General features: G+C 60.0%; 13 protein-coding genes. 5 read left to right on the forward strand and 8 right to left on the reverse strand.

The genetic code is table 11. The features are described from left to right. Positions 1 to 455 precede the first annotated feature (455 nt). A complete protein-coding gene (locus ABEA08_RS12680) occupies positions 456 to 761 on the forward strand; it encodes a hypothetical protein (protein ID WP_345335697.1) in 306 nt (101 codons plus the stop codon). A 55-nt stretch (positions 762 to 816) separates the two neighbouring features. Here ABEA08_RS12680 and lolE read toward each other — a convergent pair whose 3' ends face one another. The 3 genes from lolE to ABEA08_RS12695 are packed head-to-tail and all read right to left on the reverse strand — an operon-like array spanning position 817 to position 3935. Beyond that, positions 817 to 2049 carry a lipoprotein-releasing ABC transporter permease subunit LolE gene (gene lolE / locus ABEA08_RS12685; RefSeq protein ID WP_345335698.1) on the reverse strand — a complete coding sequence of 411 codons (1233 nt, stop codon included), beginning with the start codon at positions 2047 to 2049 and terminating at the stop codon, positions 817 to 819. Then, positions 2042 to 2728 carry a lipoprotein-releasing ABC transporter ATP-binding protein LolD gene (lolD, locus tag ABEA08_RS12690; protein ID WP_345335699.1) on the reverse strand — a complete coding sequence of 229 codons (687 nt, stop codon included), beginning with the start codon at positions 2726 to 2728 and terminating at the stop codon, positions 2042 to 2044. Before lolD ends, lolE begins: the two co-directional genes overlap by 8 nt. Further along, the gene (locus ABEA08_RS12695) at positions 2721 to 3935 is read right to left on the reverse strand and encodes a lipoprotein-releasing ABC transporter permease subunit (protein ID WP_345335700.1); all 1215 of its coding nucleotides are present in this window, start codon (positions 3933 to 3935) and stop codon (positions 2721 to 2723) included. Before ABEA08_RS12695 ends, lolD begins: the two co-directional genes overlap by 8 nt. Before the next feature lie 75 nt (positions 3936 to 4010). Here ABEA08_RS12695 and ABEA08_RS12700 point away from each other — a divergent pair, with 75 nt between their 5' ends. Genes ABEA08_RS12700 through ABEA08_RS12710 form a run of 3 tightly spaced genes read left to right on the forward strand, consistent with a single transcriptional unit; the run spans position 4011 to position 9090 of the window. After that, positions 4011 to 4592, forward strand: coding sequence for a hypothetical protein (locus tag ABEA08_RS12700; RefSeq protein ID WP_345335701.1), 582 nt, complete (start codon positions 4011 to 4013; stop codon positions 4590 to 4592). A 53-nt stretch (positions 4593 to 4645) separates the two neighbouring features. Beyond that, complete coding sequence (mfd, locus tag ABEA08_RS12705; RefSeq protein ID WP_345335702.1) at positions 4646 to 8095, forward strand: transcription-repair coupling factor; 3450 nt, start codon at positions 4646 to 4648, stop codon at positions 8093 to 8095. Positions 8096 to 8112: 17 nt separating this feature from the next. Next, a complete protein-coding gene (locus ABEA08_RS12710) occupies positions 8113 to 9090 on the forward strand; it encodes a CsiV family protein (RefSeq protein WP_345335703.1) in 978 nt (325 codons plus the stop codon). On the opposite strand, the gene ABEA08_RS12715 is transcribed toward ABEA08_RS12710, so the two are convergent. The 3 genes from ABEA08_RS12715 to nagZ form a co-directional block, all read right to left on the reverse strand. After that, complete coding sequence (locus ABEA08_RS12715) at positions 9080 to 9352, reverse strand: acylphosphatase (RefSeq protein ID WP_345335704.1); 273 nt, start codon at positions 9350 to 9352, stop codon at positions 9080 to 9082. The genes ABEA08_RS12710 and ABEA08_RS12715 overlap by 11 nt on opposite strands. 136 nt (positions 9353 to 9488) lie before the next feature. After that, positions 9489 to 10040 (reverse strand): alpha/beta hydrolase YcfP, encoded by a 552-nt coding sequence (gene ycfP, locus ABEA08_RS12720; RefSeq protein WP_345335705.1) that lies wholly within the window; start codon positions 10038 to 10040, stop codon positions 9489 to 9491. 40 nt (positions 10041 to 10080) lie between these two features. Next, entirely contained in the window at positions 10081 to 11103 is a 1023-nt protein-coding gene (nagZ, locus tag ABEA08_RS12725) for a beta-N-acetylhexosaminidase (RefSeq protein ID WP_345335706.1), read from the reverse strand. Between the two features lie 99 nt (positions 11104 to 11202). On the opposite strand from nagZ, the gene ABEA08_RS12730 reads away from it, so the two are divergent. Continuing rightward, a complete protein-coding gene (locus ABEA08_RS12730; protein WP_345335707.1) occupies positions 11203 to 12576 on the forward strand; it encodes an L-serine ammonia-lyase in 1374 nt (457 codons plus the stop codon). A gap of 46 nt (positions 12577 to 12622) precedes the next feature. Here ABEA08_RS12730 and ABEA08_RS12735 read toward each other — a convergent pair whose 3' ends face one another. Continuing rightward, entirely contained in the window at positions 12623 to 12808 is a 186-nt protein-coding gene (locus ABEA08_RS12735) for a hypothetical protein (protein WP_345335708.1), read from the reverse strand. A 35-nt stretch (positions 12809 to 12843) separates the two neighbouring features. Then, positions 12844 to 13794 carry a patatin-like phospholipase RssA gene (rssA, locus tag ABEA08_RS12740; RefSeq protein WP_345335709.1) on the reverse strand — a complete coding sequence of 317 codons (951 nt, stop codon included), beginning with the start codon at positions 13792 to 13794 and terminating at the stop codon, positions 12844 to 12846. Positions 13795 to 13896 lie beyond the last annotated feature (102 nt).

Genomic DNA, 13896 nt, shown 5'->3' on the forward strand with positions numbered 1-13896 from the left:
AGGTACTGAGTACTTAAGTAACTACCTCGGTTGGTGGCGTATTGTGACTCAGCGGAAACTTGAAACATCCAGAGCATGGCTCGAAGAAGGGATGCTGACGTGATCAACAGTTCCTTAAAACAGCGCCAGCCGGAGGTCTTTAACCTCCGACAATTACATAGACACCCATGATTGTGATTGCCCAGAATTAACCCTGATTTACCTCAATGAACGGCTGCTCCCACAGCCGACACCCGCCCCTACGTAGGGTGGCTTAGCGAAGCGTAAGCCACCATTAGCCGTACTCATTCTGCGATTTTTGGTATGCGACGTTTCCATTGGGGGGAGCCGGTAGGTTACGCCGCTACGAAATTAGAGCAGCCGGTTCGGGGGAGCCAGCTGCTGTTCGTTGATGGCCATAATTGTCTGGGGGTAGGGCAGTATTAACGCGTTGTTCAGCGCACGGTGTTGAAAAGATGCTGCCATGCGATATCAAGGAAAAGACGGACTGCATTTCAATGCACCATTTCATGGCGGATCACGCTCGCTTCGCGGCGAATGCTGCCCTACTCTCGACGGTTGGAATGGGGCGCTTCTGCCGCCCGTATATGGGCATCATTGTCCGGGGTAAGGCGGTATTTAGCGCGTTGTTCAGCGCACTGCTCTTGAGCGATGCTGCCATGCAATTTCAAGGAAAAGACGGACCGCGTTTCAATGCCCTGTCTCGCGACGGATCACCCGCGCTGCGCGGCGAATGCCGTCTGGATGTTACTGACCACTGAGCACTGACAGCTGACAGCTGACAGCTTTACGCTGTCAGCTGCTCTGCCCCAACAATCACAGCGCCTGAGCGGGCTGCAGGCGACTGGCCTGCCAAGCCGGATACCAAGTGGCTATCAAGGTCACGACGAAGGCTAACACCGATACGGCGACCACGTCGCTGAGGATCAGCTCAGACGGCAGGAAATCGATAAAGTAAACGTCACCGGAGAGGAAGCTGACGCCAAACAGGGATTCCAGCCCGGCCATGATATCGGACAGCTTAAGCGCCATCAGCGAGCCTATCGACGCTCCCAACAGGCAGCCAAACCCGCCGGTCATCGCGCCCTGCACCATAAACGCGGTCAGTATGCCACTGCGGCTCATCCCCATGGTTCGTAGGATCGCGATCTCCGCCTGTTTATCTCGGACCGACATCACCAAGGAGCAGATAATGTTAAAACTGGCCACTGCCACTACCAGGATAAGTACCAGATAGGTCAGCATCCGTACCAGCTGGATATCGCTGTAGAGATGGCCTTGGGTGCGGGTCCAGTCGGACAGCATCAGGTACTGCGCCTGACGAAAGCCAACGTTTCGGACCAACTGCGGCGCCTCGAACAGATCGTCCACTTTCAGCCGCACGCCGCTGACTTCGCCCTCCAGTCCCGCAACCTTCGACGCAAACCCCAGATTAACGAACGCCACGGTGCGATCGATCTCGCCACCCAGATCAAACAGACCCGAAACGGTCAGCACCACATTGCGTGGTGCGCTCAGCGGACTGGCGTTGGCACTGGGCAACAGCATCGACACCCGATCCCCCACCGCCACCTGCAGTGACTCGGCCAGGGCTTCACCCAGCACCAGCTGATCGCCCTCCTCGGCCAGGCTTTGCCAGGCTTCCTCCGACATATACTCCGCCGCCGATGATACCTCTCGCTCCAACCGCGGCAAGACGCCACGCAGTGCCACCGGCTTCATCACATCGCCCCGCTGCAGCAGGCCATCGAGCAGCACAAATGGCGCCGCAGCGGCAACACCGGGCTCGCTCGTTGCATCAGCCACCAAGGCAGGCCAGTCGTGGATAGCGCCTTCGACGGCGATCAGCTCGCCATGGGGCACCACCGCCAGCAGGCGCTCGCGCAGTTCACGTTCAAAACCGTTCATCGCCGACAACACCAGAATGAGCACGGCCACGCCGAGGGTGATCCCGACCACCGATGACAGCGAGATAAACGACACAAAGCCATTGCTTGTCCGGGTGCGCAAAAAGCGCCAGCCGATCTGAAACGCCAGACGATTAGCCATCGGCGCGCTCCAGGTGACCGCCGCGCATCTCCAATTGGCGGTCTAGGCGTGCCGCCAACGCCCGATCATGGGTCACCACCACAAACGCGGTGCCCTGCTCCGCTGCCAATTCGCGCAGCAGTTGGTATACCTCTTCGGCGGTATGCTCATCCAGATTGCCGGTGGGCTCATCCGCCAGCACCAAAGCGGGCGCATTGGCCAATGCACGGGCGATAGCCACCCGCTGGCGTTCACCGCCCGACAGCTCACCCGGACGGTGGGTCAAGCGATGTGCCAAGCCCACCCGGGTCAACAGCTCGGTGGCGCGCTGATGGGCAGCGTGCTTGCCGATCCCATTGATCCGCTGCGGCATCGCCACGTTTTCCAGCGCGGAAAACTCCGGCAGCAGATGGTGGAACTGATAAATGAACCCCAACTGCTCATTGCGCATTCGATTACGGGCTCGCTCCGACAACTGGGTCAGATCCTGCCCCTGAAACCGGATACTGCCTTCACTGGGCAGATCCAGCGTACCAAGCAGATGCAGCAAGGTGCTCTTACCCGAGCCGGAGCTGCCGACAATGGCCACCAGTTCTCCGGCGTTCACCGCCAGGGACAGATCCGTCAGTACCCGGGTCTCCTGTTTACCGTCGCGGTAAACCTTGCCCAACCCTTCACAGTGCAACAAGGGCTCATTCATAACGCAGGACCTCTGCTGGATTAACATGGGATGCCCGCCAGGCGGGATATAACGTGGCCAAAAAGCTGAGCGCTAACGCGCCGCAAACCACATAGAAAACTTGAACTTTATCGATGATCACCGGCAGCGGCTGGCCCGGCGGTAACAGCCAGATCCCAAACAGATCCAACACCGGCTGCAGATTTAGCGCCAGCGCAAGGCCCACCAGCAGACCCAGCAGGGTCCCCAGCAAAGAGCTGCTCATGCCCTGGGTCGTGAAGATCCCCATCACCGCGCTGCGCGACAGCCCCTGCGTCTTGAGGATCGCCACATCGGCGGTTTTGTCGGTCACCATCATCACCAGCGCGGAGACGATATTAAATGCCGCCACGGCGATGATCAGCCCCAGAAGCAAGGACATCATCCGCTTCTCCATCTTCACCGCCGCGAACAGCTGACCATATTCAGAGCGCCAATCAGTCAGGCTCGGTGGGGTGGGCAAGGCCTGCCAATGCTGGTTCAGCTGCTGCCCAACCATCGGCGCCAAAAAGGCATCATCCAGATAGAGTCGCCACTGCGGCGTTTGCCGCAGCAACCGACTAGCGTCGTCGATGTGGATCAGCGCCATGCGTTGATCCACCTCCGAGCCCAGGTTAAACACCCCAGCCACGGTAAAATTACGCTGGCTCGGCACCCGCCCCATCGGCGTATAGCGCGCGCCTTGGGCGGCGACGACCCGAACCTGATCGCCACTAAACACCCCCAACTGGCTGGCCAGTTGGCTGCCGAGCAGGATCCGATACTCTCCGCCTTGCAGCGCGTCATATTGCCCCTGCACCATGTGCGCCGCGATGGGGGAGAAAGGTAGCTCCAGCACAGGATCGATCCCCAGCAACTGCACCCCGCCCATATCATGGCCGCGCATCACCAGCGCTTCGCTGCTCAGCAACGGCACCTGGCCAACGACGTGGGGCTGACGGCGCAGATCCGCCTGCATCTGCTCAAGCGGCAATTCACCGGCGTCGATCACCAGTTGTGGCACCGCCCCGAGGATCTGACCCTTCAGTCGTCCCTCCAAGCCGTTCATCACCGAACTGACGATAATGAGCGCAGCCACGCCGATGGTGATCCCAAGCACAGAGAACAGCGTGATAAATGAAACGAAGCGGGTATCCTTGCGGGCACGCCAGTAACGCAGGCCGATAAACACCGGCACAGAAGTGGTCATAGAGGCAGGTTGGCTAAAATCATAAGTTCACGGATAATAATGAATAATCGATACCACACACAAGGACTATCCCCAATGGAGTCCGATGACGCCTTCTTCAGTGTCGCCAGCCCTTTTCAGGTTCTGCTCGATCCCATCGAGTCCGAATTACTCTGGCTCGATGACGACGCCCTGCCGCAGCAGATGCCGCCAGCCTTTCGCCTGATGGCCCAGGTGAGCGAGCTGGAGCAGCACTGCCTGCCGCTGCTGAAGGGCTTGGAGCAACACGCCGGTGCCCTGGCAGACTATCTGCGCCTGCAATCCCAGAAGATCGATCTGGTGTTGCAGCAACAGCTGGCGCAAGATCCCAACGCCCGCTGGCAAGCGCAAGGCGTCCGCTTTGGCGGCTCAGGCGTGACCGTGCGGCTAAGCGAGCCACTGCTGGCCGGTCAGGCCGTTGCCTTGCGACTGTTTCTGCCGCAGGATCAGGTCGCCGCCTACGCCCACGGCGAAGTGATCAGCTGCATCGATCAAGAGCTGGGCTTGCTGGCCGAGATCCGCTTCTGTGCCATCCTGGATCGGGATCAGGAGCAGCTCGTGCGCGCCAGCTTGCAGGTTCAGCAACGCCAGCTGCGTCAGCGCGCCGAGCAGCAGCGCAATCAACAAACCGGTAAATAGCCGCTATTTTAGTGATGTCGGGACACCCACCCGACGCCGACACGGATGATTACATGAGTCGTTTTTCGCCCTTAACTCCCCCGGCTTTGGGCCCGGGTCAGCGCAAACGCCTGACCGGCCTCAGCGGCGCCGCCCGCAGCCTGTGCATCGACGCGCTGGTACGAAGCAATCCAGGTCTGACCCTGATGCTGACGGAAGATACGCCCACCGCGCTGCAGCTTGAGCTGGAGCTGCGCTATCTGAGTCGCGATGATTACCCGATCCTGCTGTTTCCTGATCGGGAAACCCTGCCCTATGACAGTTTTTCCCCCCATCAGGACATCGTCTCCCAGCGACTGCAGGCGCTCAGTGCCCTGCCCAGCCTGACCCGTGGCGCGCTGATCATGCCGATCACCACCGCCCTGACCCGGCTCTGTCCGGTCGACTTTGTTGCCAGTAACGTACTGTGCTTCAAAGAGGGGCAAACCGTCGACATTGCTGCGCTGCGCACCAATCTGGCTGGCGCGGGCTACCACCATGTCGAGCAGGTGTATGAGCACGGCGAGTACGCTATTCGTGGCGCCATTGTCGATCTGTTCCCGATGGGGGCCGAGCAGCCGCTGCGGCTGGATCTGTTTGATGACGAGCTCGAATCGATCCGCCCGTTTGATCCCGACACCCAGCGCTCTGAGGGTAAGATCGCCGCCATCGAGCTGCTGCCCGCGCGCGAGTTTCCCACCGATGACGCCGGGATCGATACCTTTCGTGCCAACTACGGCACCAAGTTTGGCCGGATCAGCAATGAGCCGGAATCCATCTACCAGCAGATCAGCAAAGGGATCATGCCCGGTGGCGTCGAGAGCTACCTGCCGCTGTTTTTTGAAGACACGGCCACCGTATTCGATTTCCTGCCGGAGCAGGTTCAGCTGCTCACCGTCGGCGACATCCAAGCGGGCTGTCAGCGTTATCTGACCGACGCCAACGAGCGCTACGAAAATCAGCGGGTTGACCCGCTGCGTCCGCTGCTGCCACCGGACTGCCTGTTCCTGCGCGAAGAGGATCTGTTCGCCGCCATCAAGCCTCATGGCCGCATCGCCCTGGAGAGCCAGCATTCGGAGATCGCCAAGGATGCGCGCGCCCAGGTGGCGCCGATCGACGGCATCGAAGTCAACCATCAGCTTAAGGTGCCGCTGTCGCCGCTGCTGGACAAGCTCTCCAACTGGCCACGGTTGGCGTTCACCGTCGAGTCCGAAGGACGACGGGAAGCCCTGCTCGAGCTGCTGCGCGGCAGCGGCCTCAAGCCGGAGCGCTTCGATCACTGGCACACCTTCGCCACCAGCGACAGCACGCTGGGGTTGATCGTCAGCCCGCTGGAGCAATCGGTCTGGCTCGAGCAGGAGAAGATCGCGCTGATCAGCGAAGAGGAGCTGCTGGGCAGTCGGGTTCGCCAACAACGCCGTCAGCGTCAACGCCGCAGCGTCAGCTCCGACACCCTCATTCGCAACCTGGCCGAGCTGAAGGTCGGCCAGCCGGTGGTGCACCTCAAGCACGGCATCGGTCGTTATCTCGGGCTGGAAACCCTGGATGCCGGCGGCATGACCGCCGAGTTTCTGATGCTGGAGTATTCCACCGGCTCCAAGCTGTATGTGCCGGTCAGTGCGCTGCACATGATCAGCCGCTACAGCGCCGGTGACGAAGCCACGGTTCAATTGAACAAGTTGGGCTCGGAAGCATGGGAGAAGGCCCGCCGCAAGGCCGCTGAAAAGGTGCGCGATGTGGCGGCGGAGCTGCTGGAGATCTACGCCCAGCGCGAAGCCAAGCCCGGCTACAAGTTTGGTTTGGATGAGAACGAGTATCGCCGTTTCAGTGCCGACTTCCCGTTTGAGGAGACCGTCGATCAGGCCAACGCCATCGAGGCCGTGGTGCGGGACATGCGCACCCCTACCGCCATGGATCGCTTGGTGTGTGGCGATGTCGGCTTTGGTAAAACTGAAGTGGCGATGCGCGCCGCCTTTGTCGCCGTGCACGGCGGCAAACAAGTGGCGGTGCTGGTGCCCACCACCCTGCTGGCCCAGCAGCACTATGACAACTTCCGCGACCGCTTCGCCGACTGGCCGGTGCGCATTGAGGTGATGTCCCGCTTCAAGACCGCCAGCGAGCAGAAGAAGGCGATGGCCGATCTGAGCGAGGGCAAGATCGACATCATCATCGGCACCCACAAGCTGCTCTCCAGCGACATCAAGTTCCCGGACTTGGGCCTACTGGTGGTGGATGAAGAGCACCGCTTCGGCGTGCGCCAGAAGGATCAGATCAAGGCCCTGCGGGCCGAGGTCGATATCCTCACCCTGACCGCAACCCCTATCCCACGGACGCTGAACATGGCGATGTCCGGCATGCGCGATCTGTCCATCATCGCCACAGCGCCCAAGCGCCGCTTATCGGTCAAAACCTTTGTCCGGCCCAACGACGGGGCGCTGGTGCGCGAGGCATTGATGCGGGAGATCCTGCGCGGTGGTCAGGTGTATTACCTGCACAACAGCGTGGAAACCATTGAGAAGTGCGCCGAAGAGTTGGCCGAGCTGGTGCCGGAGGCGCGCATCGCCATCGCCCATGGCCAGATGCGCGAGCGTCAGCTAGAAACCGTGATGAGCGATTTCCACCACGGTCGTTTCAACCTGCTGGTGTGCACCACCATCATCGAAACCGGCATTGATATCCCCAGCGCCAACACCATCCTGATCGAACGGGCCGACAAGTTTGGTCTGGCCCAGTTGCATCAGTTGCGGGGCCGGGTTGGCCGCTCGCACCACCAGGCCTACGCCTACCTGCTCACTCCGGGCAAGAAGCTGACCAAAGATGCACAAAAGCGCCTGGAGGCCATCGAGGCGCTGGAAGACTTGGGCGCAGGCTTTATGCTGGCGACCCAAGATCTGGAGATCCGCGGGGCCGGCGAGCTGCTCGGCGATGAGCAAAGCGGCCACATCGCTAAGATCGGCTTCACCCTCTACATGGAGATGCTCGAAGCCACGGTCGAGGCGCTCAAGGCGGGGCAACAGCCGTCGATGGATCAGCTCCTGGCGGATCAAACCGAGCTGGAGCTGCGCATTCCGGCGCTGCTGCCGGACGACTACATTCCCCACGTAAATACCCGTTTGTCCATCTATAAACAGGTCGCCTCGTGCAAAGACGAAGACGCCCTGCTGCAAACCAAGATCGAACTGGTCGACCGTTTTGGTCGCCTTCCTGAAGCAGCACTGAATCTACTGGAGATCGCCAAACTCAAGCTGCGCGCCAGCCGACTGGGGATCCGCCGGATCGAGGCCAATGCCAAAGGCGGCAGCTTCGACTTCAGCGAGCAAACACCAGTACAAGCGGGCACCCTGATCGCCTTACTGCAATCACAACCCGCCAAACTAAAAATGGACGGACCGACAAAATTACGATTCAATCAGGAGATGGAGCCCGCCGCCGAGCGTATAGAGGCCGTTTCCTATTGGCTGGACCGCGTGTCCGTCGATCTTTAATGAGAGGCATACCCCAAGTGAAAACCCGTATTTGCGCCCTGCTGATGGCCGCCGTGGCCTGCACGGCGGGCGCCGAGCAGGCCACCTGGTTTGAGGTCGAGCTGTTGATCTTCAACCGCGACAATCAGAGCCAGGAGCGCTTTCCCGAAGAGCAGCTGCCGCTGCCCGCGATCGCCGGGCAAGATCTGCTCGGCCCAGTCTGGATGCCAGATCTGTCCGGCCTGCAGCAAACGCTGAACACCTGCTCTGCCACCGAGTGGTTGGAAGATCCCGCAGGCTGCGATCAACGTCGGCCCGAGATCATCTCATCGGTTCCAGCGCAGTTGCCGATCCAAGCCGTGGCCAACCGCTTAGGCGACCCACGCGATGGTCATGCATACCTGCTGACCGAAGATAGGCTGGAATTTGACGGTCAAGCCCGCCAATTGCGCCAGCAAGGCAAGCGGATCTTACTGCACACCGGCTGGCAGATGCCGGTCTACAGCCGCCGCAATGCCCAGCCATTGATGCTTTACGGCGGAGTCAATTACGGTGAGCAGTTCAACCGTGACGGTCATCAGCGTCAGCTGGAAACCCAGCCGGAGTTTGCCCGTTTTAACTGGTTCAACAGTTTGCTGCCACGCTCCCAAGCCCCGGAGCCGGTTTGGCAATTAGATGGCTGGCTTAATATCTACCTAGATCACTTCCTGTTCATCGAAGCCCGATTGGATCTCCGTCAACCCGGAGAGCGAGTCTGGCACGGTGAAGAGCGGATCGAACAGGATACCTTGCTGGCCAACGAGCCGACGGCAACGGCGCCTGCCGTGGTGGAGCTCGAACACAGTGAGCCTTACCTGTTCACCATCAATCTGGATCAGAACCGGCGGGTGCGCAGTCGCGAAGTGCACTATTTTGACCACCCACAGATGGGCTTGGTGATCCAGATCCGGCGCATGGAGCAACCTAAGCCGGAGGAAGAAGAGGAAGAGACGTTGGCCCTGCCGACTAATCGGTGATCTCAAAATCGAGATACACCTCGTTACCGTCGTATTCGTCCAGCAAGATGTCCTCGACGGTCGCCTGACTGGGCCCATGCTGGGCCCAGTCGATTAAGGCGTCCACGGCATTGCCGCCCCCCTGAGCCAAGATCTCCACGCTGCCATCGGACAGGTTTTTAACATAGCCTGTCACCCCAAGACGTCGCGCTTGCTGTTGGGTCGATGCCCGAAACCAGACCCCTTGCACCTTTCCTGAGACTTTCGCTAATACCCGTTTCATCCACTTTGGCTCCCGCAGGTTGGCCTTGCCGTTTGGCGAGGTTCTGATGTTGTAGCGAATCGAACGTCAGCCGTCCAGAAAAAAGCCGCCTCAAAGGGCGGCTCATTGCTGGTCGGAACGCGAAAAACGACGTCGTTCAGGCCACACTCACCCGATCTTTAAACGCCTTAATGGCACTGAGGTGGCTACTGATGGACTTAAACTTATGCGTTTGCTCGTCGTCCCACACTATGGGGTAGTATGGCGCCAACACCTCGGCCACCCGAGCGGTATCCAACACCTCATCTTGGCGCGCGAGGACACACAGTGACCGTCCCTGGTTTTTGCTACGGAACTCAGCCACACACTTGTTGGCAATATCAACATACTCCTCGGGTCGGTCGATCTTGCCCTCCATATTCTCCTGTGGCCAGAGATTGGGATTAAACATCACCGAGCGGATCTGGCAAAGAAACGCGATCCGCTCTGCCCAATAGGCGCCGAGCCCAACACCGACGATGATCGGATCAGGATCGTCACTCAACTTCAGCTGCTTATCCACTTCCTTGAGCAGATGGCGCATGTCGTGCTTGGGGTGCAAGGTCGAATAACTTAAAAAACGCACATCATCATCGATAAACTGCAGCTGCAGCACCTTCTCATGATTGCCCGGACTGGTGGCATCAAAACCATGCAAATAGAGGATCATTCCGTTCTCCTTTTTGTTGCCACTTACAAACGCGCCTTAACTATGGCTTAGCTAGCATTGTAAATCGCTCAAACGCGACTGCAAGCTGTTGTGCCTTCTGCCAGCGCTCACTGTCTCGTAAGGTCACTCGATCCGATCCCGGCTGGCCCCGCAGCGCTTGGATCGGCGCAGGCACGGTCGGCCAAGGCGCGATCTGCTTTGCCACCTCGATGGCCGCTTCGGTTTGGTTGCAGATCAGCGCAATATCACAGCCTGCGTCCAACGCGGCTTGGGTTCGAGCCAACATATCGCCCACCACGGCGGCACCGGCCATGCCCAGATCGTCGGAAAAGACCACGCCCCGGTACTGCATCTGCTGTCGCAGGATCTGCTGGATCCACACCGGGCTATAGCCCGCGGGACGGCTATCGACTTGCGGGTAGGTCACGTGCGCCGGCATGATCGCGTCCAACTTGTCCGCTAAGCCAATAAAGGGCGGCAGATCGTCCGCTTGGATCTGAGCCAGCGGGCGGGGATCGATCGGCGCTGCCACATGGGAGTCCGCCTTAACGCTGCCATGCCCGGGGAAATGCTTGCCCACACACGCCATGCCCGCCTCGGCCATGCCATCGATATAGGCGCCGGCCAGGGCGATGATCTGCTCTGGCTGTTCGGCAAACGCGCGCAGTCCGATCACATCCGAACAGCCGTTGCGATCCAGCACCGGCGCAAAGCTAAAATCGATGTCCATCGCCCGCAACTCTGCCGCCATCAGCCAACCCATCTCGCGCGCCCACCGCGTCGCCAGCGCCACATCGCCTTCGGCCCGCTGAAGCAATGCCCCTGCGGCGGGCAGCGGCGTGAAGCCGTCACGAAATCGTTGCACCCGCCCGCCTTCGTGATCCACGCACAACAGCAGCTCAGGCCTTAGCGCGCGCACCGCGTGTACCAAGGCTTGCAACTGGTCCACATCGGTAAAATTACGGGAAAAAAAGATGAGTCCACCTAAACTAGAACAATCCAGCAAGGCACGATCCGTCTCTGTCAGCACCGGGCCGAGCAGATCCGCCATAACAGGTCCCATTTACACGGCTTCCTTTGACAATTTGAGCATTAACATTGAGGCTAGTGTACCACTAGGCCACAGTGTGCAGCAGACGCAACCGCATTACAGGGATACAAAATGATCAGCGTTTTTGACATGTTCAGCATCGGCATCGGCCCCTCCAGCTCCCATACCGTAGGGCCTATGCGGGCGGCAAACCGCTTTATTGACGATCTGCGCCAAGGCGATAAGCTTAAGGCGGTCACCGAGGTTCGCGCCGAGTTATTTGGCTCGCTCGGCCAAACCGGCAAAGGGCACGGCACCGGCAAGGCTGTGGTTTTGGGCTTACTCGGCGATGAACCGGAAACCTGCGATCCGGACAGCGTCGAAGCAAGACTCGCACAAGTGGAGAAAGATCAGCTTCTCCTGCTCGGCGGCGAGTACACGGTGGCACTGACGCGCAGTAACGGCATCACCTATCACAGGCGCAAGTCCCTGCCGGAGCACGCCAACGCCATGTCACTGCAGGCCTACGCCCGCGATACCCTGCTGTACGAAAGAACCTATTTCTCGATTGGCGGCGGCTTCGTACTGGATGAGGATGAGATAAAACAGGACAGCGCCATCAATCAGGTGACTCAAGCGCAACCCTTCCCGTTTGATACCGCCACCGAGTTGCTCGAGCTGTGCACCGAAAATGGCCTGTCGATCTCGGCGTTGATGCTGGCCAATGAAAAGGTATTACGACCGGAAAGTGAGATCCATCAGGAGTTGTGGCAGATCTGGCAGACCATGCGCGCCTGCGTCGATCGGGGCTGTCGCAGCGAAGGGATCCTCGCCGGCGGCCTCAAGTTGCGTCGCCGTGCCCCTGCCCTGTACCGTCGCCTGCAGGCGGAAGGGCAAACCAGCAAAGATCCGCTCAATGCCATGGACTGGGTCAACCTGTTCGCTTTGGCCGTCAACGAAGAGAATGCCGCCGGTGGCCGAGTGGTGACTGCGCCGACCAACGGCGCCGCTGGGATCATCCCAGCCGTGCTGTGCTATTTCGACCGGTTTATCCAACCGGTCGACCAAGACACCTGCACCCGCTACCTGCTGTCGGCCGCCGCCATTGGCATACTCTACAAGAAGAATGCCTCCATCTCCGGCGCCGAGGTGGGCTGCCAAGGTGAAGTGGGCGTGGCCTGCTCCATGGCCGCCGGGGCACTGACCGAGATCCTCGGCGGTACCGTGATGAATGTCGAGAATGCCGCCGAGATCGGCATGGAGCATAACCTCGGCCTGACCTGCGATCCGGTCGGCGGCCTGGTTCAGGTGCCGTGCATCGAACGCAATGCCATGGGCGCGGTCAAGGCGATCAACGCCTCCCGCTTGGCGCTGCGTGGCGATGGCATGCACAAGGTGTCGCTGGATAAGGTGATTAAAACCATGTGGGACACCGGAATGGACATGCGCTCTAAATACAAAGAAACCGCCAAAGGGGGCCTGGCGGTCAATATCGTCGAGTGTTAAGCCGCTAAGGCGAGGGCGTACCCTACCACGGTGCGCCCCGCTCGGCTCAGCGCTTGCCGTCAGCTCGCGGCGCCGAGCGCCGTCCTGAGCACAACCGCCACCAGAACGCCCCCTCAAATACGGCCCCCAGTATCAACAAACTCACCGCACCCGCTTCGCTGCCCATGGCGTAACACAACAGTGCTGCGCCCAGCAGCGACAAGGTGATCAACCATCGCATCCCTTTTTGCATCTCACGCTCTCCCTGTGAAGCGAACACCGTCAGCCTCAATGGCCATTGCGCCCGCGATTGATCCGCTCGATCTCCGCCTCGATCTGATGCCGCATCTGCAACACCGCCGCCTCGCCAGCGGCAATGGCTTCTTCAGCCCGCTGAAACTCCATGGTGGCAATATCCCCGACCCGCGGCAACAACATCGTCTCAGGTGGATCGCCCATCAAGCGGGCGCGCTTATGGCGCTGCTCCAAGATGGCCATCGACTGGTGCATCACCGCCACCATATTGGGCTGCTCCTTGTCACTGGAGAATGTGCTGGTCAGCCGATTGAGCAGATCTCGGCCCGACACCAGAAAGTTCATAAAACCGGAATCACTGTCCTGCCGACGCTTCTGCGCTTGGGACACCGGCGTGTCGATCTTGACCACATCACTGCCATGCTGACGGCCATCACCGTGCAGATCCACCGCGATCACCATATCCGCCCCGAGGGTGCGGCAGGCCGAGACCGGCACCGGATTGACCACAGCGCCATCCACCAACCAGCGGTCGCCGATCTTCTTCGGCAACATCAAGCCCGGAATAGAGCACGAGGCACGGATAATGTCACTGAGCTTGCCCTCGTCCAGCCAAACCTCTTGGCCGGTATAGAGATCGGTCGCCACCGCGACAAAGGGTAAGGTGATCTGATCCATATCGGTCAGGCCGATCGCCTTGCCGCCCGCCTCAAACACCTTCTGGCCTTCAATCAAGCCTCCGCGGCGCCAGGACAGATCCATCAAGCCCATCACATCCCAGCTGGAGAAGCCCAGCACCCACTCCTCGAGCGCATCCAGTTTGCCCGCCGCATACGCCGCTCCGACAAAGGCGCCAATCGAACAGCCCGCCACCACCTTGGGCTCGATCCCCATCTGGCCCAACGCGCGCAATACCCCGATGTGGGCCCAGCCCTTGGCAGCGCCGCTGCCCAGCGCGATCCCCACGGTCAGTCCATCAGTCATCACTTCTCCCCATAAACCAACATCATCGCAGCTTAGCACGCACATCCCCACGAACCGACACATCACGCGCGATTATCCAACCAAGCTTCAAAAGCGCCCGAA

The sequence above is a fragment of the Ferrimonas pelagia genome, assembly GCF_039543565.1.
GTDB lineage: Bacteria > Pseudomonadota > Gammaproteobacteria > Enterobacterales > Shewanellaceae > Ferrimonas > Ferrimonas pelagia.

Bases quoted from the DNA above. Each gene is read 5' to 3' on its own strand.
- ABEA08_RS12680 (WP_345335697.1), top strand. From the start codon at position 456: ATGCTGCCATGCGATATCAAGGAAAAGACGGACTGCATTTCAATGCAC.
- lolE (WP_345335698.1), bottom strand. From the start codon at position 2,049: ATGGCTAATCGTCTGGCGTTTCAGATCGGCTGGCGCTTTTTGCGCACC.
- lolD (WP_345335699.1), bottom strand. From the start codon at position 2,728: ATGAATGAGCCCTTGTTGCACTGTGAAGGGTTGGGCAAGGTTTACCGC.
- ABEA08_RS12695 (WP_345335700.1), bottom strand. From the start codon at position 3,935: ATGACCACTTCTGTGCCGGTGTTTATCGGCCTGCGTTACTGGCGTGCC.
- ABEA08_RS12700 (WP_345335701.1), top strand. From the start codon at position 4,011: ATGGAGTCCGATGACGCCTTCTTCAGTGTCGCCAGCCCTTTTCAGGTT.
- mfd (WP_345335702.1), top strand. From the start codon at position 4,646: ATGAGTCGTTTTTCGCCCTTAACTCCCCCGGCTTTGGGCCCGGGTCAG.
- ABEA08_RS12715 (WP_345335704.1), bottom strand. From the start codon at position 9,352: ATGAAACGGGTATTAGCGAAAGTCTCAGGAAAGGTGCAAGGGGTCTGG.
- ycfP (WP_345335705.1), bottom strand. From the start codon at position 10,040: ATGATCCTCTATTTGCATGGTTTTGATGCCACCAGTCCGGGCAATCAT.
- nagZ (WP_345335706.1), bottom strand. From the start codon at position 11,103: ATGGGACCTGTTATGGCGGATCTGCTCGGCCCGGTGCTGACAGAGACG.
- ABEA08_RS12730 (WP_345335707.1), top strand. From the start codon at position 11,203: ATGATCAGCGTTTTTGACATGTTCAGCATCGGCATCGGCCCCTCCAGC.
- ABEA08_RS12735 (WP_345335708.1), bottom strand. From the start codon at position 12,808: ATGCAAAAAGGGATGCGATGGTTGATCACCTTGTCGCTGCTGGGCGCA.
- rssA (WP_345335709.1), bottom strand. From the start codon at position 13,794: ATGACTGATGGACTGACCGTGGGGATCGCGCTGGGCAGCGGCGCTGCC.